Below are 24,157 nucleotides of genomic sequence, written 5' to 3'. Positions count from 1 at the left end.
CGAAGGCAAGCGGCCGGACGGCCGCGCCCGCCGTCTGAGGGCAAGCGCAAAGCCTGATGTGTCAGGCTTTGCGCTTGATTGTATGAGAAGGGCCGCGAAGGGCGTCCGCTCAGAAACCGTTCGCGGTGATCGCCGCCTGGGTGCGGTTGCGGACGCCGAGCTGGCGCAGGATCGCGGTCACATGCACCTTCACCGTGCCTTCGGTCAGGCCCAGCTCATGCGCGATCTGCTTGTTGGACTTGCCGTCGCGCAGGCGGTTCAGCACGTCGCGTTGGCGCGGGGTCAACTGGTCGCCCGCCCCGTCGGCCAGGGAGCCAAGCGGATCGGCGTCCCCCGCACCGTTGCCGGCGTGCGGCGCGCTGTCGGCCATCCGGTCGCCGCGGATCGCCTGTTCGGGCAGATAGACGCCGCCGGCCAGCACGAGCTGGAGGGCGCCCATCAGCACCTTCGCGCTGCTCGACTTCGGGATGAAACCGGCGGCGCCGTTCTCCAGCGCGGCCAGCAGGTCCGACCGCTTCTCCGATCCCGACACCACGACCAGCAGCGCCTTGGGAAGCCGCTCGTGAATGTCCCCGAGCAGCGAGAAGCCGTTCCATCCCGGCATGCCGAGATCCAGGAGGATCAGGTCGAAGGCGATGGCGCCGTCGCACAGGCGGCGGACGTCGTCGAACGTCCCGGCCTCGTGGAACACCATGCTGTCGTCCGACTGGGCGAGCAGACGCCGCAACCCGTCCCGGAACAGCAGGTGATCGTCGGCAAGCAGAACGTTCAGGGTCGGCTTTTCCGCGCTGTATTCCATGATGCTCATCGTGTCGGGGCTGCGATCCAAACAAATTCGGAGCGTATTGCCGAAATAGCCATCATCATTTCGGGGCGGAAGAGGGCCTTTGGTCCTATGGCGCACCACTTATGGCGTGTCGCCGCGCCCAAAACGGGTGCTTCGGACGCGACAACGCCGGCCGCGGGATGGCGCGGCCGGCGTTGTGGATGCCGGGAAGGCAGAACCGCAAGACGCAGGACGATGGATCAGACCACGCCGGCGCTGACCCCGGCGGCTTCCGCCGGCTGGTCGCCGATGCCGTTGTTCAGCGCCCAAATGGCGGCCTGGGTGCGGTTGGAGGCGTTGATCTTGCGCAGCAGGCTCTTCAGATGGACCTTCACCGTGGCCTCCGTGATGTGGAGGTGGTTGGCGATCATCTTGTTGGAGTTGCCGTTCAGCAGGCAGCGCAGGATCTGGATTTCGCGCTGGGAGAGGCCCTTGCGGCGGGCCGGAACCTCGGTCGCCAGCTCCTCGCTGCGGCCGTTGATCAGCAGCTCGGCCAAGTGGGTGGGGAACACCTTCTCGCCCATCATCACCAGCTTCAGCGACTGCATCAGCGCTTCGCAGGCGATGTCCTTCATGAGGTAGCCGTGGGCGCCGGCGCCGAGCGCGCCCGACAGGCGGCGGGTGCACAGGTCGGTGGTCAGGATGACGACGCGGATGCCGGGATGGCCATCGCGCAGGGCGCGGAGCTGGTCGGCCTCGTCCTCGCCGCCGTTGATGAGGTCGATGAGGACCAGGTCGGGCTGGGTGCCCGCCGCCTCGACAGCGGGGACGCCCTCACGCAGGGTGCCGGCCTCGCCCATCACCTTGAAGGGCGTGTTCTCGAACAGACGCTTCATGCCTTCGCGGAAGAGCTTGTTCGCGTCGATCAGGAAAACGTTCACGGGGTCCATTGTTCCTACCCGCCCTCTGCTTGTTTCAATTCGGTCGTTCGTCTGGCCCCTCCGTGGACATCCGGTCCGGGGGGAGGGCCGCTCTCCGCGGCTGTCCGTTTGGTTCCGGGGTGCCACGATCTGATTGGACCTTACCCCGGATTTGCGGAACAGAAAATTTCCCCAAAGGAAAAGTTATGTCTCGCAATGGGCATATGCCCTAAGCCGAAATAAGACAAACCGTTCAACGAACCATTCACGAATGTCCCACGCGGAATAATCAATCGGTCCTGAATTCGGTTCAGCCTGTGATTTGTCTGTGACTGCGGGTGAATCTTGGGTTCCTATGGCCGATGTGACTTCGGGCTATTGTGATAAGACAGGTGCTATGGGGTGGGGCATAGCACTGGCCGTGGCCAACTCGGCCCATGGGCTTAGTCTCATGCCGATCGGCGGAGCGTCCCGGCCGTTCCGTCAAGGGAAGGGGTTCGATGCGCCGGGGGGCGTGCTATATACGGTGTCCTCTTTCGATGAAGGGCGTCTTCCGACCGCGGGGGAGCCCACCCAGGAAATCCGGTGCCGCATGTCCGATCCCTACGCCTACGACGATCCGCTGGGCCATGATCCCCTCAGCCAAGCGGGTGCCCCGGCCCCCGCGCCGGCGCAGCGTTTCGCCTATCTGGACGGGCTGAACCCCGTGCAGCGCGAGGCGGTGGAGGCCATGGATGGCCCGGTGCTGGTGCTGGCCGGCGCCGGCACGGGCAAGACGCGCGTGCTGACCACCCGGCTGGCCCATCTGCTGATGACGCGCCGCGCCGCCGCCTTCCAGATCCTGGCGGTGACCTTCACCAACAAGGCCGCCCGCGAGATGCGCGAGCGCGTCGCCCATCTGGTGGGGATCGAGCCGGAGGGCTGGTGGCTGGGCACCTTCCACGCGCTGGCCGCGCGCATCCTGCGCCGCCACGCCGAGCTGGTGGGGCTGAAGTCCAACTTCACCATCCTCGACACCGACGACCAGATCCGTTTGATCAAGCAGCTTCTGGAGGCGGCGAACGTCGATTCCAAGAAGTGGCCGGCGCGGCAGGTGCTGGGCGTGATCGAGCGCTGGAAGGACCGCGGCCTGACGCCGGACCGGCTGAACGAGGGCGACGGCGGGGACGTGGCCGGCGGGCGCGTGGTGGCGCTCTACCGCGCCTACCAGGAGCGGCTGCGCACGCTGAACGCCTGCGACTTCGGCGACCTGCTGCTGCACAACATCACGCTCTTCCAGAAGCACCCCGACGTGCTGGCGGAATACCACCGCAAGTTCAAATACATCCTGGTCGACGAGTATCAGGACACCAACGTCGCCCAGTATCTCTGGCTGCGCATCCTCTCGCAGGCCCACAAGAACATCTGCTGCGTCGGCGACGAGGACCAGTCGATCTACGCCTGGCGCGGCGCCGAGATCGGCAACATCCTGCGCTTCGAAGCCGACTTTCCCGGCGCCACGGTGGTCAAGCTGGAGCAGAACTACCGCTCCACCGGGCACATCCTGTCGGCGGCCTCCGGCCTGATCGCCAACAACAAGGGGCGGCTCGGCAAGACTCTGTGGACCCAGGCGGACGGCGGCGAGCCGGTGCGCGTGCGCGGCGTCTGGGACGGCGAGGAGGAGGCCCGCTGGGTCGGCGACGAGATCGAGGCGCTGCAGCGCCAGGGCGTGTCGCTCGCCCAGATCGCCGTGCTGGTCCGCGCCGGCTTCCAGACCCGCGAGTTCGAAGAGCGCTTCATCACGCTGGGCCTGCCCTACCGGGTGATCGGCGGCCCGCGCTTCTACGAGCGGCAGGAGATCCGCGACGCGCTGGCCTATCTGCGCGTCGTCAACTCGCCCGACGACGATCTCGCCTTCGAGCGCATCGTCAACGTGCCCAAGCGCGGCGTCGGCCCGGCGGCCCTGCAATGCCTCTATCAGGCGGCGCGGTCGCGCGGGATGCCGCTGACCGAGGCGGGCTGGGCGCTGACCGAGACGGACGAGCTGAAGCCCAAGGTGCGCGGCGTGATGCGCAACCTGCTTCAGGACTTCTTCCGCTGGCGCACCCTGACGGCGACCATGCCGCACACCGAACTGGCCCGGATGATTCTGGACGAGTCCGGCTACACCCGCATGTGGCAGGAGGACAAGACGCCCGAGGCGCCGGGCCGGCTGGAGAACCTGAAGGAACTCATCACCGCCATGGCGGAGTTCGAGAACCTGCCGGGCTTCCTGGAGCATGTCGCCCTGGTCATGGAGAACGCCGAGGCCGCGGGCGTCGATCAGGTCACGGTGATGACCCTTCACGGCGCCAAGGGGCTGGAGTTCGACATGGTCTTCCTGCCCGGCTGGGAGGAGGGCGTGTTCCCCAACCAGCGCGCGCTGGACGAGACCGGCATCGCCGGGCTGGAGGAGGAGCGCCGCCTCGCCTATGTCGGGCTGACCCGGGCGCGCAAGCGGGCCTACATCAGCCACGCCGCCAACCGGCGGCTCTACGGCAACTGGGTCAGCGCCATCCCCTCCCGCTTCGTCGAGGAGATCCCCGGCGGCGACGTCGAGGCGGAGGCGGCGAGCGGCCTCTACCCCGGCGGCAACGCCGGCGGCTTTGGCGGGGGCGGCTTCGGCGGCGGAGGGAGCTTCCGCGATTCGCCGAGCTACCCCGCCTTCCGCGCCGGCCAGCAGGCGGCGGGACGGCAGCAGCCCCCGTCGCCGCGCACCATCACGCTGGACAGCGGCTCCTATCAGGTCGCCCCCCGCGCGCGCCCGAACGCGCCCTTCCCGAAGGGGGCGCGGGTGTTCCACCAGAAGTTCGGCTACGGCACCGTCACGGCGGTCGACCAGGACAAGCTGGAGATCGACTTCGACCAGGCCGGCAGCAAGAAGGTGATGGACAGCTTCGTGGTGCCGGCGGAGAAGGCGGGCTGACGGGAACGGGATGGACGGGGCAGGGTGACCGATTGCCGCAGCGGCCCCTTGCGGTGACGGTCGTCACAGGTTCGGCGGCGGCGTTCGGCTACAGGTTGTGCACAGACAGCGCGCCCACAGCCGCCTCCACAGCCACGGAACCCGTCCAGTGTTCGGCAAGAGCAGCACCGCGTTCGAGGTCCAGATCCGCCGTGAGGGCCGCTGGACCATCGAGGGGACCTACGACGACGAGCGCCGTGCCCTGGCCTCCGCCCGCAGTTGGCTGGCGGTCAGCGGGGTGGAGGAGGTCAAGGCCCTCAAGTTCCGCTCGCTGGCCGGGCTGTCGCTGGAGACGGTGATCTTCCAGAAGGCCGTTCCGGTGGTGAAGGACAAGCCCATGGCGCTGGGCGGCACGGCGGAGGGCGCGCCCTACTGCACGGCTCCCGGCGATCTCTACGGCTTCGAGTCGCGGGTGGTCATCGGCCGGCTGCTGCGCCCCTTCCTCGACAAGTTCCGCATCACCCCGACCGAGCTTCTCCACAGCTGGACCTACCTGCGCAAGCTGGACGAGCAGGGCCTTCTGCTGGGCGCGGCGCTCCAGGCGGTGGCCCGTCACCACGCGGACCGCCATGGCGTCGCCGTGCCGGCGCGGGCGCGCGAGCTGCGGGCCTTCGCCGACGCGGTGATGGCGCGCGCCCGCGACTTCCAGGGGGAGCGCAAGGCCCTGCCGGCCTTCGATCCCGCCGACCTGTCCCGGTCCAGCCGGGTCCTCGCCGCCGCGGTGGGGGAGGAGGGCCATGACTTCGCCTTCCTCAGCCAACTCACCGTCCATCTGGCCGATCGCAACGCGCTGGCCGGCAAGCTGGAGATGCTGCTCGACCTGATCGGGCCGGACGTGGAGCCGCGGCACCTCGCTTCGCTCGACGGGGTGATGGCCGACGCGCTGGGCTCCGCCGAGCTGGTGAAGGAGCTTCTCGGCGCGCAGCCGAACCTCGCCCTGGGGCTGTGCGCGCTGGCCGACCTGATCCTGGGCCGCGACCCGCAGCCGAAGAGCGAGCCGGTCAGCCCTTTGTTGGCCCACATCGGCGCGCTGATCGTCCAGGGGCGCGCGCCGTGCTGCCGCGCCGTCCTGCTGGAGCGCATCCAGCACTCGCTGAACGGCACCCAGCCGCTCGACCGCCGCGACCCGAAGAAAGAGGCGCTGCTGGCCGACCACCTCGCCGCCCATCTGCGCGATCCGCAGGGGCGCCTGCTCGGCGGCGCCGAGGTGGAGAAAGCGCTGGCCCGCCGCCTGATCCGCCACCGTCAGGCGATCCTGCGCGAACAGGGGATGCACGACATCGCGGACCGGCTGTCGGGGCGGTGACTCCGCCGGCTTCGCCTCACGGCGCCGGCGGCGACCAGGGGAGTTCGGTCATCGGCTTGTCCCGCCGCAGCGCCTCGTAGACCGCCGCGCCCTTCTCGCGGTCCGTCTCGCACATCATCATCAGCACGTCGGAGTCGGCGCTGGCCGACGTGCAGACCGTGGAGTCCCGGTTGCAGGTCGGCCGTGGGTGCGGCGCCAGCCAATATCCGGGTTGAGCCTTCCGCGCCGCCTCCCAAAAGGCCGTCGTCAGCTTGGCGCTTTCCGCCTCGCTGCCGTCGTTGCGCACCGTGAACAGCGGCGAGTGCACGCTGCTCGAAAACAAGCCCGAACCGGTCATCTGGGCCACGCAGAAGCGCTCCCGCACCGGCGCGGCCGGCAGGACCGGCGCATCGGCGTACACAGCACCCGGCGGCAGCGCCGGGGTGTCGCTAATGATCGGGCCGACGATCAGCTCGCGCGGCTCGCGGGCGCGCCACAGCTTGACCAGCACGCTCTGCCCGCTGGGCACCGCGCCCAGAACACGGCGCATCTGCATCACATCATCCACCGCGACGCCACGCACCTCCAGGATCACGTCGCCGCCGCGGATTCCCGACAGCTCGGCTGCCTTGCCCGGTGCCAGCGCCGTCACCACCAGGCCGCGCGGCGATTCCAGTCCCAAGGCCTGCGTCAGATGGGGTGTCAAGGGACCGACAGCCGCTCCCATCGCCCCCTGCGGCTCGCTCGCCGGTGCCGCGGCGGGACCGGCCGTGCCGGCCACCGCTCCGCCGATGCCATTGGGGCCGGTGGTGACGGTCGTCGCCGGTGCGGAGCCCGCACCCGCCACCGCGCCGCCACCCGCCGCGCAGCGCTGCTCCGCCATGACTTGACGCACCGCCTTGATGTTGACCACCACCGCCTCGCGGTACGCCGGGTCCACCGTGGGCAGTTGGTCGATGTACCCTTTCTGGAGCGACGCCAGGGCTTGGCAGCCCGTGCCCCGGTAGGAGGGGACCATATCGGCCACCAGGGACGCTTCCGACGGCATGCTCGCCGCGTTCATCGCTCCGATCGCCAGCCCGGCGGGATCGAGCGCGCAGCCCGACACCATCGCCGCCCCGGAAACCGCCACCAGCGCGGCCATCCATGCCCTGGCCGCGTTGCAAACACGCTGCATCATGTCCGCCTCCCCCCGTCGCGCTCTTGCGGAACCCCTGATCCGCTGATCTCCGGGTGCAGTGTGCCCGCTCAAAAGTGGTAAGAAAAGCGGCCGCAAGCCTGTGCCGCGCATTCGTCGGCCAAAACGTCGCAGGCTGCGGTCAATCCAGCCCGGCCGCAGGAAATCTTTGTGTCTCCGCGTCTCTGTGGTTAAGTCTCCCACCAGACAACGACCACCCCATCATCGGCGACCTTCCCCATGTCCTCCTCCAAGCTCTGGCGCATCGCGCTCGTCATTCCCGAAGCCCACGCCCCCGCGTTCGCCGAGGCGATTGGCGATCACGCCGACGCGGTGTCCACCTTCGAGCTGGAGGAGCACGGCGACTGGCTGGTCGAGGCGACGGTCTATGGGCAGCCGGACGAGCCGCGGCTGAACGCCCGCGTCGCCGTCCTGGCCGAGGCCATGGGCATCCCCGAGCCGAAGCTGATCGTCGAGGAGCTGCCCCTCATCGACTGGGTGTCGCACAGCTATCAGGGCTTCCCGCCGATCCAGGCCGGGCGCTTCTTCGTCCATGGTTCCCACCATGAGGGACTTGTCCCGGCGGGCAGCATCCCGCTGCTGGTCGACGCCGCCACCGCCTTCGGCACGGGCGAGCACGGCTCGACCAAGGGCTGCCTGATGGCGCTGGACCGGCTGGCCCGCCGGATGAGCCTGCCGCGCGCCGGGCGGGGCGGGGCGCTCGACATGGGTTGCGGCTCGGGCATCCTGGCGCTGGCGGTGACCAAGCGCTGGCGGGTGCCCGTCACCGCCGTGGACATCGATCCGGAGGCGGTGCGCGTCACCCGCGTCAACGCCGCCCTCAACGGCGTGAAGGCCCGCATCCGCTCGCAGGGCGGCGACGGCTACCACACCGCCATCGTGGGCAAGCACAAGCCCTACCGCCTGATCACCGCCAACATCCTGGCCCGCCCGCTGGCCCGCATGGCGCCGCAGCTGAAACGCCATCTGCAGCGCGGTGGCGTCGCTGTTCTGGCCGGCCTGCTGAACCGGCAGGAGCGCCACGTCATCCAGGCGCACCGCACCCAGGGCCTGCATCTGGTCGCGCGCATCCCGGTCGGCGAATGGACCACCCTTGTGGTGAAGCGCCCGAAGCGGAAGGCCGTAAAGGGCTGAGGCCCCTGGATTTCGGTCCTCCCGTCGCCAATGTCATCCGGACATATGGACGACCCGTGGAGGACCGATGCTGAACCGGATCAGGGCGCTGTTCCAGGAGAACGACCCGGGCGACGACCGCCACAGGCTGGAGGCCGCCGCGGCCGCCCTTCTGGTCGAGGCCGCACGCACCGACAACACCATTTCCCCGGCGGAGCGCGAGCGCATCCTCGACGTCACACGCCGCCACTTCCATCTGAGCGAGGAGGAGGCGCAGGACCTGCTGTCCGCCGCCGTCTTCGACACGGAGGGCGCCTCGCCCTACTACCGCTACGTCACGGTGATCAACGATCACTGCCCTCCGGACAAGCGGCTGTGGATCATCGAGATGCTGTGGGAGGTCGCCTACGCCGATGGTGAGCTGAACGACCTGGAGGCCAATCTGCTGCGCCGCATCGGCGGCCTGCTGCACGTGCCCGACGTCGATCGCGGCCTCGCGCGCAAGCGCGTCCTGGAGCGGCTGGGCCTGCCCGACGATTCGGGTTTGTAGAGGGTTCGGCCTTTCCCGCGGCTATGCCCTTTCCCGCGCTTGCGCGGTGGGGCGTCCCTGCCTAGCCTGTCGCGGACGGCTCCACCGGATGAGGATCAGCCCCCGTGTCCAGCGCTTACCGCGGCGACGAAACCCTGGCGCAACTTCTGGCCCAAGCGGGCCTGCCCCAAACCCCCGCGGACATCCGCAGCCTCGTCGCCGGGGTGCTCGCCGCGCCGGAGGGGGAGAGCCCCGATGGCTGGATGGTCCTGGTCGGGGCGCGGCTTTCGGAAGACCTCGCCGGGCAGCTCCGCGCCCTGAAGGCCGAAATCGCCGCTGGCCGCGTCGCAGACGCGCCGGATTACGCCGCCCGCATCGCCGCCCTGCGCGGCGTCCTGGCACGCGCCGACCTCGACGGTTTCATCGTGCCGCGCGGCGACGAGCATCAGGGCGAGTATGTGCCGCCGCGCGCCCAGCGCCTCGCCTGGCTGACCGGCTTCACCGGATCGGCCGGTCACGCCATCGTGGGACGGCAGCGCGCCGCCGTCTTCGTGGACGGGCGCTACACCCTCCAGGTCCAGGCGGAGGTGTCGGGCGACCTCTACGAATACCGGCATCTGGTCGACGATCCGCTGACCGATTGGGCGGGGGACGCGCTGCCGCGCGGCGGACGGCTCGGCTACGACCCGTGGCTGCACACCGCCGGCTGGGTGGAGCGCACCCGCCAGCAGCTTGAGCGCATCGGCCTGTCGCTGGTGCCCTGCCCGGACAACCCGGTGGACCGCGTGTGGACGGACCAGCCGCCGCCGCCGCTGGCTCCGGTGGTCGCCCAGGACCTCGCCTTCGCCGGGGACAGCGCCGCCGACAAGCGCGCCCGCATCGCCGGCGACTTGGCGCGCAACGGAATCGGCGCCGTGGTGCTGACCCAGCCCGATTCCATCGCGTGGCTGCTCAACCTGCGCGGCGCGGACGTGCCCTGCACGCCGCTGCCGCTGTCCTTCGCGATCCTGAAGGACGACGCGCAGGTGGACCTGTTCATCGACCGCCGCAAGCTGGCGCCGGGCGTGGAGTCCCATCTCGGCAACCAAGTCGCCGTGCGCGCCCCGGACGAGCTGGGCGCCGCGCTCGACGGACTGGGGCGCGAGGGGCGCAAGGTGATGGCCGACCCGGCGAGCACCTCGGCCTGGATCTTCGACCGGCTGTACATGGCCGGTGCCAAGCTGGAGCGCGACCCCGACCCTTGCGCCCTGCCCAAGGCCTGCAAGAACGAGGCGGAACTGGCCGGCACCCGCGCCGCCCACGTCCGCGACGGCGCGGCGCTCGTCCGCTTCCTGCACTGGCTGTCGCAGGAGGCGCCGTCGGGCACCGTGACGGAGATCGCGGCGGCGGACCGGCTGCTGGCCTTCCGCCGCGCCAACGACCGTTTCCGCGGCCTCAGCTTCGACACGATCTCCGGGGCGGGGCCGAACGGCGCCATCGTCCATTACCGGGTCTCGGAGGCGACCGACCGCCGGCTGGAGCCGGGCAGCCTGTTCTTGCTGGACAGCGGCGCCCAGTATCAGGACGGCACCACCGACGTGACGCGCACCATCGCCATCGGCGCGCCGACCCCGGAAATGCGCGAGCGTTTCACGCTGGTCCTCAAGGGGCACATCGCCGTCAGCACGGCGCGCTTCCCGCGCGGCACCACCGGGTCGCAGCTCGACACGCTGGCCCGCCTGCCGCTGTGGTCGCTGGGGCTCGACTACGACCACGGCACCGGCCACGGGGTGGGCAGCTACCTGTCGGTGCACGAGGGGCCGCAACGGATTTCCAAGGTGCCGAACAGCGTGGCGCTGCAGCCCGGCATGATCCTGTCCAACGAGCCCGGCTACTACAAGACCGGCGCCTATGGCATCCGCATCGAGAACCTGATCGTCGTCCAGCCGCTCGACCTGCCCATGGCGGAGCGGCCCATGCTGGGGTTCGAGGTGCTGACCCTGGCCCCCATCGACCGCAATCTGGTCGAGCCGGCGCTGCTGACCCAGGCGGAGATCGCCTGGCTGAACGCCTACCACGCTCAGGTGCGCGAGGCGCTGGAGCCACGGCTCGCGGGTGACGGGGATGTCGAAGTGTCGCATTGGTTGAGACAGGCGACATCTCCGATCATCGTCTGAGTGACATGGTCCCGGGTGGACCATGCCGGCGGGTGGGGCGTAAGGAGCGAGAATCAGCCCGTGCGTTCGCCTGTGAAATCTGGCAAGGTCCCCACCCGACGCAGGGGTATGTCCGTTCGGACAGCCGCCGGATGCGCGTCCGTGCCTTGGAGCGATGCCTCATCGCGCCGGGGGCGGCGGAAATTCGGCGGTCTTGGTAACCCGATATTTACGGGCGTACGTCACTGTGGCCGTGAGGGATGACTTTTCGGCAGACTTAAGGCATCACAGTCGGACCAGACCGACCTCGGCGCACGCCATGCCGCGCCGGGCGGGCTGAACGCCGGGCCGGGGCCTAGCAACGGAAGAATGCGGAGACGCGTAGATGAAGATCCTTGTCGTCGATGACTACGCCACCATGCGGCGCATCGTGCGGAACCTCCTGACCCAGATCGGCTACACGGACATCGACGAGGCCGGCGACGGCGTCTCGGCCCTGCAGAAGCTGCGCGAGAGCAAGTTCGGCCTCATCATTTCCGACTGGAACATGGAGCCGATGACCGGCCTGCAGCTCCTCAAGGAGATTCGCGCCGACGCCAAGCTCGCCTCGACCCCGTTCATCATGGTCACCGCCGAAAGCAAGACCGAGAACGTGATCGCCGCCAAGCAGGCCGGTGTGAACAACTACATCGTCAAGCCTTTCAACGCCGACACCCTGAAGCAGAAGATCCAGGCCGTCATCGGCGGGTAAGGAGTGGTTGGGTTGGATCAGCTTCCGCAGCTTTCCGAGGAAGAGTTCGACCAGATCGAGGAAGCGATCGCCCGCACGACCAAGGGGCGAGCCTTCCTGCGCCGCTTCCACCGCCGGGCCCATGGGGCCGCGGCGGAGGAGGTGCGCAACATGCTGCTGGAGTTCCGGAACTCCTGGCATCAGCAGAACGAAGTGGTGGAAGCGGCCAAGCACGTCGAGGTGCTGCGGCTCGAACTGATGGAGATGGCGGCATCCATCGAGCAGGCGCGGCGCGAGGTCGCGGCCCTGCGTCCACCCGACGGCGGCGGCGACAAGATCACCTCGGCCACCAACGAACTGGACGCCATCGTCATCTCCACCGAACGCGCGTCCTTCGAGATCCTGAACGCCGCCGAACGGCTGATGGATCTGTCGGGCAAGCTCAAGGCGGACGGCGCCGATCCCGGCCTGTGCTCCGAGATCGAGGGGGAGGTGACGAACATCTTCACCGCCTGCTCGTTCCAGGATCTGACCGGTCAGCGCACCAGCAAGGTTGTCAACGCGCTCCGCTACATCGAGCAGCGCGTCAACGCGATGATCAACATCTGGGGCGTCGAGAAGCTCGCCGGCCTCCAGATCGCGCAGGAGAACACGGACACCCGGCCGGACTCCCATCTTCTGAACGGCCCCCAGCTCGACGGCCTCGGCGTCAGCCAGGCCGACGTGGACAGCATGTTCGACAGTCCGGCGATGGCGGCACCGCCTCCGCCGCCGGCTCCCGAACCGCCGCCCGCTCCGCCTCCGGCCCCCGCTCCGGCGGCCGCGGCCCAGACCGGAGCCAAGGCGAGTCAGGCCGACATCGACAGCCTGTTCGACAGCCCGGCCCCGGCCGCTCCGGCGAAGGCCAGCCAGGCCGACATCGACAGCCTGTTCGACAGTCCGGTTCCCGCTCCGGCCGCGGCTGCGCCAGCTCCCGCCCCGGCTCCGGCGGCCCCCGCCGCCAAGAAACCGGTGCCGAAGCCGGCCTCGGCGGCCAAGCCCGCACCCAAGCCGGTTGCCAAGCCGGCGGCCGCCCCGCCGCCCGCGGCGGACGAGCCTCCGGCGCCGTTGGATCAGGCGGCGATCGACGCCCTGTTCGGCTGACCTCACGGTCACCAAGACGGTTCGGCGTCGGATTTGTGAAGAGTTGCCGCCGCTCCAATCGGCGGGCGAATTGGGACATGAAGTTTGCTATGACGATCGTCGCCCGCCGGGTCGATGCCGGCCTTGGCGGGCAGTCCTGACCAGACGGGCCGGCGTGCGCGGATGCCCCGGACGTCCACTCGGAAAGAGGCGCAGCCCGCATGAGGAATCTCTCGAAACCCTTCATGGCGGAGCTTCAGAAGGCCCGCCGGACCGGCAATCCCTATCAGGCGGCGGTGGATGACGCCTCCGCCCTGGCGCCGGCGCTGGCGTCTCTGCCGTCCGGCCCGGTCACGGTGGACAACAGCGACGTCATCCGCGCCATCAGCGACCTCGGCGCGAAGCTCGACCGCTTCCTGACCATGGACGCCCAGCAGATCGACCAGATCCAGGTCGAGATCGCCGACATCTCGGGCCGCATCAAGGCCACCAAGGTGGAGATGGCGGCGATCCGCCACCCGCTGGCCGGCGACGACAAGTTCGTGCAGGCGTCGCAGGAGCTGAACGCCGTCGTCTCGGCGACCGAGGCCGCGACCAACACCATCATGGCCTGCGCCGAGGAGTTGGAGGAGGTCGTTCACGAGCTGAAGTCGTCGCTGCCGGAGGGCTACCACGCCGACCGCGTCAACGACATGAACGACGTGATCGTCCGCATCTACGAGGCCTGCAACTTCCAGGATCTGACCGGCCAGCGCATCACCAAGGTCGTCCGCGCCCTGTCCTTCATCGAGGAGCGCGTCGACGCGATGATGAGCCACTGGAACAAGCGCGAGTTCGAGGCGATGCCGCTGCCGCCCACCGTCACCAAGATGGACGAGTCGCTCGAACTGCACGGCCCCGCCGATCATCAGGAGATGGGCAACATCAGCCAGGCCGACATCGACGCCCTGTTCGGCTGATCAGTTCGGCCGGCCAGCCTGCCATTTCGGCCTTCCACTCCGAGCGTCGGGCCGCGCCGTGACGGCGAGGTTCGAAATTTGTTCGCCGAAGCGGCTTGCCGCCCCCGCGCCCCGGCGTGCTATATAGGGCCAACTTCGAAAGCATCGCGACGACCATGCCCTGCCGTTTTTCCCGTCTGCCGCTTGCGGCCCTCCTCCTGGCTTCCGCCCTGACCGCCTGCTCCTCGACCAAAACCGAGGACCAGTATGTCGAGCGTCCGGCCGAGCAGATCTACCAAGAGGCCGACGCCGCCATGCGGGAGGAGCGGTTCAAGGTGGCCGCCAAACTCTATGACGAGGTGGAGCGCCAGCACCCCTATTCCGAATGGGCGGGCAAGGCGCAGATCATGGCGGCCTACGCCCATTACCAGGATCTGAAGTACGACGACGCGATCCTTGCGCTCGACCGCTACATCCAGCTTCATCCGGGTAGCCCCGACGTCTCCTACGCCTACTACATGCGGGCGCTGTCCTATTACGAGCAGATCACCGACGTCCGCCGCGACCAGCGCATGACCCGTCTGGCGCTGGACGCGCTGTCGGAGGTCGTGCGCCGCTTCCCGGACAGCCAGTACGCCCGCGACGCCAAGATCAAGATCGACCTGACCAACGACCATCTCGCCGGCAAGGAGATGGAGGTCGGGCGCTTCTATCTGAAGCAGGGTCAGTACACCGCCGCCATCGGCCGGTTCCGCATGGTGATTGAAAACTACCAGACCACCTCCCACGTCCCTGAGGCGCTGCACCGGCTGGTGGAGTGCTATCTGGCGCTGGGAATCACGGACGAGGCGAAGACCGCCGCCGCCGTGCTCGGCCACAACTTTCCCGGCAGCGAATGGTACACGGACAGCTACGCACTGCTGGTGGACGCCAACGTGCGTCCGGAGCGAAACGAGAAGTCCTGGATCAGCAGAGCCTGGAGCTCCCTGTTCTAGGACGATCCATGCTGGCGTCGCTGACGATCCGGGACGTCGTCCTGATCGAACGGCTGGGGCTGGGCTTCCGCAAGGGCCTCTGCGTCCTCACCGGCGAGACGGGTGCGGGCAAATCGATCCTGCTCGACGCGCTGGGCTTGGCGCTCGGCGCGCGGGCCGATTCGGGCCTCGTCCGCCACGGCGCCGACCAGGCGTCGGTGACGGCGGAGTTCGACCTGTCCGGCGACCACCCGGCGCTCGCCATCCTCAGGGAGCAGGGGCTCGACCCCGAGGAGCGGCTGGTCGTCCGCCGCACCGTCAGCGCCGACGGGCGCAGCCGCGCCTGGGTCAACGACCAGGCGGTCGGCGTCGGCCTGCTGAAACGGCTGGGCGAGGAGCTGGTCGAGGTCCATGGCCAGTTCGACACCCACGGCCTGCTGAATCCGCAAACCCACCGCGGCGTGCTGGACGCCTACGCCGGGCTGTCCGGCCACGCCGCCCAGGTCGCCGCCGCCCACCGGGCGTGGAGGCAGGTCGAAGACGCGCGGGCCAACGCCGCCGCCGAGATCGCCCGCGCCCGCTCGGAGGAGGAGTATCTCCGCCACGCCGTGGCCGAGCTGGATGCCCTCGCCCCCAAGCCGGGCGAGGAGGAGGAACTGGCCGAGACCCGCGCCGTGCTGATGCACCGGGAAAAGCTGGTCGACGCCCTGAACGCCGCCTATGGGGAGCTGTCGGGCGACCGCGGGGTGGAGTGCGCCCTGTCCTCGGCCATCCGCACGCTGAGCCGCATCGCCGACAAGGCCGCCGGCAAGCTCGACCCGGTCATCGCCGCCCTGGACCGCGCCGCCACCGAGGCGGGGGAGGCCATCGCCGGTCTCCAGGCCGTGTCCTCCGACGTGGACATGGACCCGCAGGCCCTGGAGAAGCTGGAGGAACGGCTGTTCGCCCTGCGCGCCGCCGCCCGCAAGCACGGCGTGGACGTGGACGCGCTGGCCCCCCTGCGCAAGGACATGGCCGACCGGCTGCTGCTGATCGAGGACCAGGGCGATCTGCTGGCCCGCCTCGCCCGCGAGGCCGAGGTCGCCCGCGACGCCTACCGCAAGGCCGCCGAATCGCTGAGCCGGGAGCGCCAGCAGGCCGCCGGCCGCCTGGACGCCGCCGTTGCCACGGAACTCGCTCCGCTGAAGCTGGAAAAGGCGAAGTTCCGCACGCTGGTCGAGCCGCTGGCCGACGAGTCGGACTGGACGGCGTCGGGCATGGACCGCGTGGCCTTCCAGGTCGCCACCAACCCCGGCTCGCCCCCCGGCGCGCTGAACAAGATCGCCTCCGGCGGCGAGCTGGCGCGCTTCATGCTGGCGCTGAAGGTGGTGCTGGCCCAGACCTCGACCGTCGGCACGCTGGTGTTCGACGAGGTGGACACCGGCATCGGCGGCGCCGTCGCCGCCGCGGTGGGCGAGCGGCTGAAGACCCTCGGGCAGGGGCTCCAGGTGCTCGTGGTCACCCACAGCCCGCAGGTCGCCGCCCGCGGCTCCATCCACCTCAAGGTGCAGAAGTCGGTGAAGGGCGAGCAGGTGACGACCGGCGTGGTCGAATTGGATGGCGACGACCGCCGCGAGGAGATCGCCCGCATGCTGTCCGGCGCCACCGTCACCGCCGAGGCCCGCGCCGCCGCCGACAGCCTGATCGCCGGGCGGGGATAGCATCCTTATACCGGCGAGCGCATGGACGGACCTTCTCCCTTCATTCGCTCGCCGGAGCGCCCAACGGGGCGCCACGCCCAAGATGAAGTTTGGCTTGCCGGTATCAGGTCACAGCAATCGCCCGCAGCGGTCATACGGCGGCCACAGCAAAACACGCATAGTCCAGCCTTGCGCGTCCGGAAACGGGCGCTGTTCTCCCAAGAACGAACAAGGTTGGCAAGATGTCGAACAGCTCCGCTTCCGCCGGCAACGTCGTCGTGATCGACAGCGGCCTGTCCTCCGCCTGGAACACGGGCCGGCTGGTCTACCAGCATGACTTCTACGGAAACGACAACGACGTCATGGTCGCCAACGCGAACACGCACGGCGCCCTGGTCACCGCGGAGATCCTGGAGAACGCGCCCGACGTCGGCATCATTGCGCTCAAGGTCATGCCCGACGACGGCAGCGGCGCCAGCGAGGCCAACATCGAAAAGGCCCTGCAATGGGTCGTCGCCAACGCCGACGCCTACAACGTCACGGCCGTGAACCTCTCGCTGGGCGGCGGCGCGCAGACGACCGCGGCGACCACCTCGATTTCCGACGAACTGGCCGCACTCGCCGCCAAGCGCGTGCTGACCGTGGCCGCCGCCGGCAACAGCGGCGATGGCGGGGTGACGCAGGGCGTCTCCAGCTACTCGGCCGACGTGAACCAGATCTGCGTCTCGGCCTCCACCGGCGACGGCGCCTTCCCGTCCTGGGCGCAGCGCAGCCCGACCCTGACCGACGTCTGCGCCGACGGCACCGACGTGCGGATCACCAACCTGTCGGGCGTCACCTACACGGCCAACGGCTCCTCCTTCGCCGCCCCGGCGGTCACCGCGGCGGTGGCGAAAGCGCAGCAGGCGTGGGTGGAGCAGACCGGCACCCGGCTGACCCAGGGGGAGTTCCTCGACCTCGCCCGCAGCACCGGCAAGGCCATGGGCACCGCCGGCTATTTCGAGCTGGACACCGACGCCCTGCTGGCCAAGATCGCCCAGTCCGCCCCGGTCCCCACGGCGCAGAGCGCCACGACGATCACCGTCAACGCCTCCGGCGCGCCGGCCGGCGGGGTGAACGCCCATTTCAAGCTGCTGGTGGACGGCAAGGCCATCGGCGACGCCACGGTCGGCACGGCGGCCAAGGATTACAGCTTCACCGCCAACCTGACCGCCGATCAGGCGCATAAGGTCCAGGTCCAGTACGACAACGACGGTTTCGTGAGCGGGCAGGACCGCAACCTGTTCGTCAACAAGGTCACCATCAACGGCACCGCCAACAGCCCGACCGCCGCCAACGTCACCTATGACAAGGGCGCCCTGGACGGCAAGGACGTGGTCAATGGCCAGTCGTCGATGTGGTGGGGCGGCACGCTGGTGGTCGACGCCCCGGCGAAGGATTTCCCGGCCCAGGCCGCGCCCGCCAACACGACCATCACAGTCAACGCCTCCGGCGCTGCGGCGGGTGGGGTGAACGCCCATTTCAACCTGCTGGTGGACGGCAAGGCCATCGGCGGCGCCACGGTCGGCACGGCAGCCAAGGACTTCACCTTCGCCACCAACCTGACCGCCGATCAGGCGCACAAGGTCCAGGTGCAGTATGACAACGACGCCGTGGTGAACGGGCAGGACCGCTCGCTGTTCGTCAACAAACTCACCATCAACGGCCACGCCGTCGCCCCGACGGCGTCGAACGTCACCTACGACAAGGGTGCGCTGGACGGCAAGGACGTGGTCAAGGGGCAGGCCGGCCTGTGGTGGAACGGCACGCTGGTCGTCGACGCCGACAAGTCCTGGTTCCCGTCCTCCGGGGCGGCCTCAGGAAGCGGTGCCATGGCCTCCGCCCTGTCGGCGGACGGGCAGGACACGGTGTGGCAGCACCTCGTCGCCCAGGGGCTGGAGGCCGCCGCGCCGGTCCATGCGGACGCGGCGCCGTCCATGGCGGATCTCGGCCTGTCGGGGGGCCTGTCGGGGGATTTCCACGCCCACGCCGCGCTGACGGACCATCACCCCGATCCGCTGCATCCGTTCGACGTGGCCTGAGCGACGACGCCCGTTGGGGGGCGCATCGCCCCCCGTCCGCTCACGCCGCCACGCGCAGGGACATCATGTGCGACAGGAACTTGTCCAGCGCGGCGCGCAGTTCCTCCGCCGTCCTGCTCAATTGGGCGGTGGTGTGGAAGGCGTCCTCGACCGACGCCATGACCGACCGTGCGCCGTCGGCGAGGTGCGCGGCCTCGTCGGACATCCGTTCGGCGGACTGGCTGGCCTCGTGAATGTTCTGGGCGATTTCCCGTGTCGCCTCGTTCTGCTGGCCCATGATGGACAGCACGTCCTGCGAATGGGCGCGCAGCGCTCCGACCACCGAGCCGATTCCGGCGATCTCGTCGCGGGTCCGGCCCGTCGCGCCGTCGATCTCCTGAAGCAGGCGGGTGATGTCCTCCGTGGCTCCGGCGGTCTGCTTGGCAAGCACCTTGACCTCCGCCGCTACCACGGAGAAACCGCGCCCGGCGTCGCCGGCGCGGGCCGCCTCGATGGTGGCGTTCAGCGCCAGCAGATTGGTCTGGTTGGCGATGGCATTGATGAGCTTCAGCGTCCCGCCGATCCGCCCGGCGATCCCGGCCAGCGCTGTGACCGCCTCGGTGGAGCGCTGGGTGGCGGCCTGCGCCTCGTTGACGATGGAGAAGGCGCTCTCCATGCGCGACACCACGCTGTGGTTGGTGGCGGTCAGTTCCTCGGCGGCGGCGGCGATGGCGCGGGCGTTGCTTGCGGTACCGGCGACCGCGCCGGTCAGATGCTCCGTGCGCACGCCGGTGTCCTGAGCGATGCCGCGCACCGCGCCGGTCGCCGCGTTGACCGCCGCCGCCGAATGGCCGACGGTGTCGATGGCCCCCTGCACCGTGTCCCGGAAATTCTCCGCCAGCTCGACCAGCATCCGGTTGGTCATGGTCATCACGGCGGTGCTGTAGGCGTCGAAGGACAGGTCGAGATCGAGGAAGATCGCGGTTTCCACCGCCCCCATGATCTTCATGGCGCGCGGCGCGTCGCGGCGGTGCCGCTCGCCGATCAGCCCGCCCAGCCGTCCCATGACCAGCCGGTAGGCTCCGAAATACCAGCGCGGGTGCAGGCCGATGCGGTAATGCGCCTGACCCACCGCCTTCACGCGCGTCAGGTAGACGTCGTCGAAGTTCCCGGAAAACAGGTGTCGCCAGTGGTTGACCTGGGCATCCTTCAATCGCTCGACGGATTTCCCGTCCAGGATCTTCCGGAGTTCGGGAATGGCGAGAAGGTGGTCGTAGAAATCCTTGAGAATGACGGGCAGGTGAGGCTCGGCGATGCTCCAGGCTTCCTTCAGAAGCGGGGCCGTATCACCACCAATCCGCAGAAAGGAGAGGCGTTCCTGAATGCCGCCTTGATTGCCACCTTGATTGCCGACCTGATTGCCAGTGTCCATGGTGTTCGTCTCTTTGTTCTTGGTTGGCAAGCGTTGAACTGCGGCTGGACCGGGGCTCCTCCCAGTTGGTCGCCGCTCGGCTATCACCATGCGGGCATCATGGACATGACAATTTTAACGATTGGTTTCACACTCTATTGCAGCTCTGTAAAATATTAAACTTATCCAATTGTCAGGAATAAGAAGAGGAAATCAGGAGAACAACATAATTTCAGACGCCAACCCACCACAGCGGTCATAGGAAGTAAGGCGACGGTTCAAGTCTCTGGAAATTTTCGCAAAGATGCGGTGCGGCAGAGCTGTTCTGCCGTCTGGAGATTTTCTGTCGGAACGTTTTAACACTCCGGTATGCGACAACCGGGCGCAGGCCTATGCCAGTCTCAGGCGGCGCGCTTCCAGGGCTGCCAGCCGCCCAGGCGAAGACCGACCGCGATGCCCGTGAAAGGAATTCTCAACTCCAGGTCGCGAGGCTGGAAGAAGGTTAGGCGCTCCGGTGCGCCGGTGGCGCCGTATTCCAGGCGGGCGCCCTTCGGCTCCTCCGCGAACTCGTCGCTCATCACCTGCCAGATCTCCAGGTCGTCGCCGTGGTTGGAGATCTTGTACTGGCCGCAGCGCCAGACCGGGGCCTCGCCCACGCCGCCCTCGACCACCTTCTTGTCGCCGTCCATCTTCACGTCGCCCACGCCGGCGGCCCGGCCCGACATGGACGGCCCCTGGCTCTCCGCGCGGAAACCCAGCCGCAGCCAGGGGGAGCGGGTGCGCGGGATCATGCGGCGCAGCAGGCGCGCGTCCTCCGTCGCGAACTGGTCGGGATCGTCGTACAGGATGCGGTCAAGCGCCGCGGCGATGACGAATCGATCGTCGATGGTCAGGCTGCCGGCGGTCGCACGGCTGGTCGGCTCGGTCATACAGCACATCCGTTCACGGGCGCCGGCTCATCATACACGCAACCCTGGAGCCCCCGCACCTTTCAAGGGCCGTGATTTCAAGGTTGGTGCGGACGGGGCCGAATGCCAGACCGGCTCAAGGCCGGACTCCACGGCACGCCCCCGCGGCGCTATGCTGCGCCCCCGGCGGCGCCCGCCGATCCAGCGCCGTCCATACGAGAAGGCATCGAAGAGACCCGCCATGAACGACCTGTTCGACACCCCCGCCGCGCTCCGCAGCATCCCCGTGGAGGAGCTGACGGTGGAGCAGGCGCAGGCGGAACTGGCCGCGCTGGCCCAGGAGATCGGCCGCCACGACCGGCTCTACCATCAGCAGGACAAGCCGGAGATTTCCGACGCCGACTACGACGCGCTGGTCCGCCGCAACAACGGGATCGAGGCGCGCCATCCGGAACTGCGCCGCGCCGATTCGCCCTCTCTGCGCGTCGGCGCCGCCCCGTCGGCGGCGTTCCGCAAGGTGCGGCACGCGCTGCCCATGCTGTCGCTCGGCAACGCCTTCGAGCCGGAGGAGGCGCACGAGTTCGTCGCCCGCGTCCGCCGCTTCCTCGGCCTGTCCGACGACGCCCCGCTGGAGTTCGTGGCCGAGCCGAAGATCGATGGGCTGTCCTGCTCGCTGCGCTACGAGAACGGCCGGCTGGTCCTGGCCGCCACCCGCGGCGACGGGACGGAGGGCGAGGACGTGACCGCCAACGTCCGCACCATCAAGGAGGTGCCGCAGACCCTGGAGGCGCCCTATCCCGCGGTGCTGGAGGTGCGTGGCGAGGTCTACATGAACCGCGACGACTTCCTGGCGATGAACCGCGCCTATGCGGAGCGGGGGGAGGACCTGTTCGCCAACCCGCGCAACGCCGCCGCCGGCTCGCTGCGCCAGAAGGACTCGAAGATCACCGCGTCGCGCCCGCTCTGCTTCTTCGGCTACGCGCTGGGCGAGCTGTCGGAACCGATCGCCGACACCCAATGGGGCATCCGCGAGCGGCTGCGCGGCTGGGGCTTCTCGCTGAACCGCCCGGCCAACCTGTGCGACGGCGCCGAGGCGCTGCTGACCCATTACCGCAAAATCGGCGAGGAGCGCTCGGCGCTGCCCTTCGACATCGATGGGGTGGTCTACAAGGTCAACAGCCTGGAGCTTCAGCAGCGGCTGGGCTTCGTCAGCCGGGCGCCGCGCTGGGCCATCGCCCACAAGTTCCCGGCCGAGCAGGCGCAGACCCGCCTCAAGGGCATCACCATCCAGGTCGGCCGCACCGGCGCCCTGACCCCGGTGGCCGAGCTGGAGGACATCACCGTCGGCGGCGTGGTGGTCAGCCGCGCCACGCTGCACAACGAGGACGAGATCGCCCGCAAGGACGTCCGCATCGGCGATCTGGTGACCGTTCAGCGGGCCGGCGACGTCATTCCGCAGATCGTCGGGGTGGTCGAGGGGCAGCGCCCCGACGACGCCGTGCCCTATGTCTTCCCGGACCATTGTCCAGTCTGCGGCAGCCTCGCCGTGCGTGAGCCGGACGAGGCGGTGCGCCGCTGCACCGGCGGGCTGATCTGTGCCGCCCAGGCCAAGGAGCGGCTGCGCCATTTCGTGTCGCGCAACGCCTTCGACATCGAGGGGCTGGGCGAGAAGACCATCGAGGAGTTCTGGGAGGACGGGCTGATCCGCTCGCCCGTGGACATCTTCACGCTGGAGCGCCGGGTGGCGGCGGGCGAGATCGCCATCCTCGGCCGTCCGGGCTGGAAGGAGAAGTCGGTCGAGAACCTGTTTGCCGCGATCAACCAGCGGCGCGAGCGCATCGACCTGCACCGCTTCATCTTCGCGCTGGGCATCCGCCACATCGGCGAGGTGACGGCCAAGTCGCTGGCCCGCCACTACGGCTCCGTCGACGGCTGGCTGGAGGGGATGGAGCGCGCCGTCGCCAACATGCCGGGCGACGCGTGGCGTGACCTGCACGCCCTCAACGGCCTCGGCCCGGTGAAGGCCGAGGCGCTGCTTGCTTGGTTCGCCGATCCGGAGAACCTGCCGAAGCTGGACTTCTACGCCGGCCAAGAGGCGCTGCGGCTGGACAGCGTCATCAAGCTGCTGGGCATCAAGAAGGTGGACAGCCGGGCCGCCCAGGCGCTGGCCGAGCGCTACGGCGCCCTGGCGGACTGGAAGACGGCGATGCTCGCCGCGGTCGGCGCGCAGCCTGGTCCCGGCTGGGGTGAACTGGTCGCCATCCCCGACGTGGGCGAGGTCGCCGCGGAGGAACTGGCCGGCTTCTTCCTGGAAGAGCGCAACCGCGCCATCATCCACGACCTGCGCGCCGCCGGCGTGCGGGTGGCCGACGCCGAACGCCCGAAGGCAACCAGCGGCTCCCCCGTCGCCGGCAAGACGGTGGTCTTCACCGGCACGCTGGAGACCATGACCCGCACCGAGGCCAAGACCCGCGCGGAATCGCTGGGGGCCAAGGTCGCCGGTTCGGTCTCCGCGAAGACGGATTACGTCATCTGCGGGGCGGATGCGGGCAGCAAGGCCGCCAAGGCGCGCGACTTGGGCGTGACCATCCTCAGCGAGCAGGAGTGGGCCGAACTGATCGCCGGTTGACGGGGGCCGGTGGGGGAGGGGCGGCGCGGCTGAGTGCCGCGTTGACGCCCCCCGCCGCCGGTTCCATAAAGGGGCGAAGCGCCATAAGAAGAACGAGACGGGGGATCGCCATGGACTCCATTCAATGGTCGCGCTGGATGAGCGTCGGCATCGAAGAACTCGATGAGGATCATCGCGTTCTCGTGGACATCGTGAACAAGCTGGGCGCGGACGAAAACCGTGCGTCTCCTGACGTCATCGAAGCGATCCTCGACGAGCTGATCCATTACACCAAGGATCATTTCGCACGCGAAGAAGCGCATATGGCCCAGGCGAACTACCCGACCTTTGCCGCACACAAGGCCCTGCACGACGCTTTGACGCGCAACGTCGAATCCTACCGCGAGCGCTTCCACGCCCAGCGCGACACCATCACCGGCAATGAGGTGTTCGAGTTCTGCGCCGACTGGCTGGGCAAGCACATCCTGAAGGAAGACACCCGCTTCGGCGCCTACGCCGCGGAGCAGTGAGTTGTCTCATTTCCCCTCTCCCGCCTCGGGAGAGGGAAGGGGCCCACGCCGGAGGCGTGGGAAGGGTGAGGGGGTTGGCAAGGATCAGCCCTTGATCCTCGCACGACCCTCACCCGCCCGCTGCGCGGGCACCCTCTCCCGGGGCGGGAGAGGGGCTGGGGCGTCACGCCGGTTCCAGAACCACCTTCACATCCGCCGGGCGCCCGAAGAAGGGGGCGGTGGTGACCAGCAGCGGGCAGCCGGCGGCGGCGTAGGCCGCCGCGTTGTC

The 24,157-nt window shown here is 68.9% G+C and carries 18 protein-coding genes; 13 read left to right on the top strand and 5 right to left on the bottom strand.

Translation table 11 applies throughout. The annotated features are described in order from the left end of the window. Positions 1-109: 109 nt before the first annotated feature. Complete coding sequence (locus GBZ26_RS07560; protein WP_174438321.1) at positions 110-772, bottom strand: LuxR C-terminal-related transcriptional regulator; 663 nt, start codon at positions 770-772, stop codon at positions 110-112. Between the two features lie 254 nt (positions 773-1,026). After that, positions 1,027-1,716, bottom strand: a complete 690-nt coding sequence (locus GBZ26_RS07555) for a LuxR C-terminal-related transcriptional regulator (protein ID WP_145674530.1) — start codon at positions 1,714-1,716, stop codon at positions 1,027-1,029. A gap of 562 nt (positions 1,717-2,278) precedes the next feature. Here GBZ26_RS07555 and GBZ26_RS07550 point away from each other — a divergent pair. Together GBZ26_RS07550 and GBZ26_RS07545 are read left to right on the top strand one after the other, a co-directional pair. Further along, positions 2,279-4,630, top strand: a complete 2,352-nt coding sequence (locus GBZ26_RS07550) for an ATP-dependent helicase (RefSeq protein ID WP_174438314.1) — start codon at positions 2,279-2,281, stop codon at positions 4,628-4,630. A 148-nt stretch (positions 4,631-4,778) separates the two neighbouring features. Next, entirely contained in the window at positions 4,779-5,975 is a 1,197-nt protein-coding gene (locus GBZ26_RS07545) for a hypothetical protein (RefSeq protein ID WP_174438313.1), read from the top strand. A gap of 16 nt (positions 5,976-5,991) precedes the next feature. Here GBZ26_RS07545 and GBZ26_RS07540 read toward each other — a convergent pair whose 3' ends face one another. Then, positions 5,992-7,134, bottom strand: coding sequence for a PDZ domain-containing protein (locus GBZ26_RS07540; RefSeq protein WP_174438312.1), 1,143 nt, complete (start codon positions 7,132-7,134; stop codon positions 5,992-5,994). A gap of 237 nt (positions 7,135-7,371) precedes the next feature. On the opposite strand from GBZ26_RS07540, the gene GBZ26_RS07535 reads away from it, so the two are divergent. The 9 genes from GBZ26_RS07535 to GBZ26_RS30165 all read left to right on the top strand — a co-directional run bounded on the left by GBZ26_RS07535 (position 7,372) and on the right by GBZ26_RS30165 (position 18,453). Continuing rightward, positions 7,372-8,286, top strand: coding sequence for a 50S ribosomal protein L11 methyltransferase (locus GBZ26_RS07535; protein ID WP_174438311.1), 915 nt, complete (start codon positions 7,372-7,374; stop codon positions 8,284-8,286). 67 nt (positions 8,287-8,353) lie between these two features. Continuing rightward, positions 8,354-8,815, top strand: coding sequence for a tellurite resistance TerB family protein (locus tag GBZ26_RS07530; protein ID WP_149648405.1), 462 nt, complete (start codon positions 8,354-8,356; stop codon positions 8,813-8,815). Between the two features lie 104 nt (positions 8,816-8,919). Next, positions 8,920-10,950: a M24 family metallopeptidase gene (locus GBZ26_RS07525; RefSeq protein WP_174438310.1), complete on the top strand. Its 2,031-nt coding sequence runs from the start codon at positions 8,920-8,922 to the stop codon at positions 10,948-10,950. A 364-nt stretch (positions 10,951-11,314) separates the two neighbouring features. Then, on the top strand, positions 11,315-11,680 hold the full coding sequence (locus tag GBZ26_RS07520) for a chemotaxis response regulator CheY (RefSeq protein WP_014241240.1): 366 nt from the start codon (positions 11,315-11,317) through the stop codon (positions 11,678-11,680). A gap of 3 nt (positions 11,681-11,683) precedes the next feature. Further along, complete coding sequence (locus tag GBZ26_RS07515) at positions 11,684-12,802, top strand: protein phosphatase CheZ (RefSeq protein ID WP_174438309.1); 1,119 nt, start codon at positions 11,684-11,686, stop codon at positions 12,800-12,802. Between the two features lie 200 nt (positions 12,803-13,002). Beyond that, positions 13,003-13,740 carry a protein phosphatase CheZ gene (locus tag GBZ26_RS07510; RefSeq protein ID WP_174438308.1) on the top strand — a complete coding sequence of 246 codons (738 nt, stop codon included), beginning with the start codon at positions 13,003-13,005 and terminating at the stop codon, positions 13,738-13,740. Positions 13,741-13,895: 155 nt separating this feature from the next. Continuing rightward, a complete protein-coding gene (locus GBZ26_RS07505; RefSeq protein ID WP_174438307.1) occupies positions 13,896-14,714 on the top strand; it encodes an outer membrane protein assembly factor BamD in 819 nt (272 codons plus the stop codon). 8 nt (positions 14,715-14,722) lie between these two features. Continuing rightward, positions 14,723-16,393 (top strand): DNA repair protein RecN, encoded by a 1,671-nt coding sequence (recN, locus tag GBZ26_RS07500; protein ID WP_174438306.1) that lies wholly within the window; start codon positions 14,723-14,725, stop codon positions 16,391-16,393. A gap of 221 nt (positions 16,394-16,614) precedes the next feature. Further along, entirely contained in the window at positions 16,615-18,453 is a 1,839-nt protein-coding gene (locus GBZ26_RS30165; RefSeq protein ID WP_222069936.1) for a carbohydrate-binding domain-containing protein, read from the top strand. 40 nt (positions 18,454-18,493) lie between these two features. Here the strand turns inward: GBZ26_RS30165 and GBZ26_RS07490 are convergent, their stop codons facing one another. Beyond that, positions 18,494-19,864, bottom strand: coding sequence for a globin-coupled sensor protein (locus GBZ26_RS07490; RefSeq protein ID WP_174438305.1), 1,371 nt, complete (start codon positions 19,862-19,864; stop codon positions 18,494-18,496). A 380-nt stretch (positions 19,865-20,244) separates the two neighbouring features. Next, positions 20,245-20,772, bottom strand: coding sequence for a hypothetical protein (locus GBZ26_RS07485; RefSeq protein WP_174438304.1), 528 nt, complete (start codon positions 20,770-20,772; stop codon positions 20,245-20,247). Between the two features lie 220 nt (positions 20,773-20,992). Here GBZ26_RS07485 and ligA point away from each other — a divergent pair, with 220 nt between their 5' ends. Both ligA and GBZ26_RS07475 read left to right on the top strand, forming a co-directional pair. Further along, positions 20,993-23,380, top strand: a complete 2,388-nt coding sequence (gene ligA / locus GBZ26_RS07480) for an NAD-dependent DNA ligase LigA (protein ID WP_174438303.1) — start codon at positions 20,993-20,995, stop codon at positions 23,378-23,380. Positions 23,381-23,490: 110 nt separating this feature from the next. Continuing rightward, positions 23,491-23,889, top strand: coding sequence for a bacteriohemerythrin (locus GBZ26_RS07475; protein WP_174438302.1), 399 nt, complete (start codon positions 23,491-23,493; stop codon positions 23,887-23,889). Positions 23,890-24,157: the final 268 nt, after the last annotated feature.

This window comes from Azospirillum formosense, assembly GCF_013340925.1.
In the GTDB taxonomy this organism is placed as follows: domain Bacteria; phylum Pseudomonadota; class Alphaproteobacteria; order Azospirillales; family Azospirillaceae; genus Azospirillum; species Azospirillum formosense.
Note: the sequence above shows the minus strand (reverse complement) of the source record. Positions and strands in the feature narration are given on the sequence as shown.

Bases quoted from the DNA above. Each gene is read 5' to 3' on its own strand.
- GBZ26_RS07555 (WP_145674530.1), bottom strand. From the start codon at position 1,716: ATGGACCCCGTGAACGTTTTCCTGATCGACGCGAACAAGCTCTTCCGC.
- GBZ26_RS07550 (WP_174438314.1), top strand. From the start codon at position 2,279: ATGTCCGATCCCTACGCCTACGACGATCCGCTGGGCCATGATCCCCTC.
- GBZ26_RS07540 (WP_174438312.1), bottom strand. From the start codon at position 7,134: ATGATGCAGCGTGTTTGCAACGCGGCCAGGGCATGGATGGCCGCGCTG.
- GBZ26_RS07535 (WP_174438311.1), top strand. From the start codon at position 7,372: ATGTCCTCCTCCAAGCTCTGGCGCATCGCGCTCGTCATTCCCGAAGCC.
- GBZ26_RS07530 (WP_149648405.1), top strand. From the start codon at position 8,354: ATGCTGAACCGGATCAGGGCGCTGTTCCAGGAGAACGACCCGGGCGAC.
- GBZ26_RS07520 (WP_014241240.1), top strand. From the start codon at position 11,315: ATGAAGATCCTTGTCGTCGATGACTACGCCACCATGCGGCGCATCGTG.
- GBZ26_RS07510 (WP_174438308.1), top strand. From the start codon at position 13,003: ATGAGGAATCTCTCGAAACCCTTCATGGCGGAGCTTCAGAAGGCCCGC.
- GBZ26_RS07505 (WP_174438307.1), top strand. From the start codon at position 13,896: ATGCCCTGCCGTTTTTCCCGTCTGCCGCTTGCGGCCCTCCTCCTGGCT.
- recN (WP_174438306.1), top strand. From the start codon at position 14,723: ATGCTGGCGTCGCTGACGATCCGGGACGTCGTCCTGATCGAACGGCTG.
- GBZ26_RS30165 (WP_222069936.1), top strand. From the start codon at position 16,615: ATGTCGAACAGCTCCGCTTCCGCCGGCAACGTCGTCGTGATCGACAGC.
- GBZ26_RS07490 (WP_174438305.1), bottom strand. From the start codon at position 19,864: ATGGACACTGGCAATCAGGTCGGCAATCAAGGTGGCAATCAAGGCGGC.
- GBZ26_RS07485 (WP_174438304.1), bottom strand. From the start codon at position 20,772: ATGACCGAGCCGACCAGCCGTGCGACCGCCGGCAGCCTGACCATCGAC.
- ligA (WP_174438303.1), top strand. From the start codon at position 20,993: ATGAACGACCTGTTCGACACCCCCGCCGCGCTCCGCAGCATCCCCGTG.
- GBZ26_RS07475 (WP_174438302.1), top strand. From the start codon at position 23,491: ATGGACTCCATTCAATGGTCGCGCTGGATGAGCGTCGGCATCGAAGAA.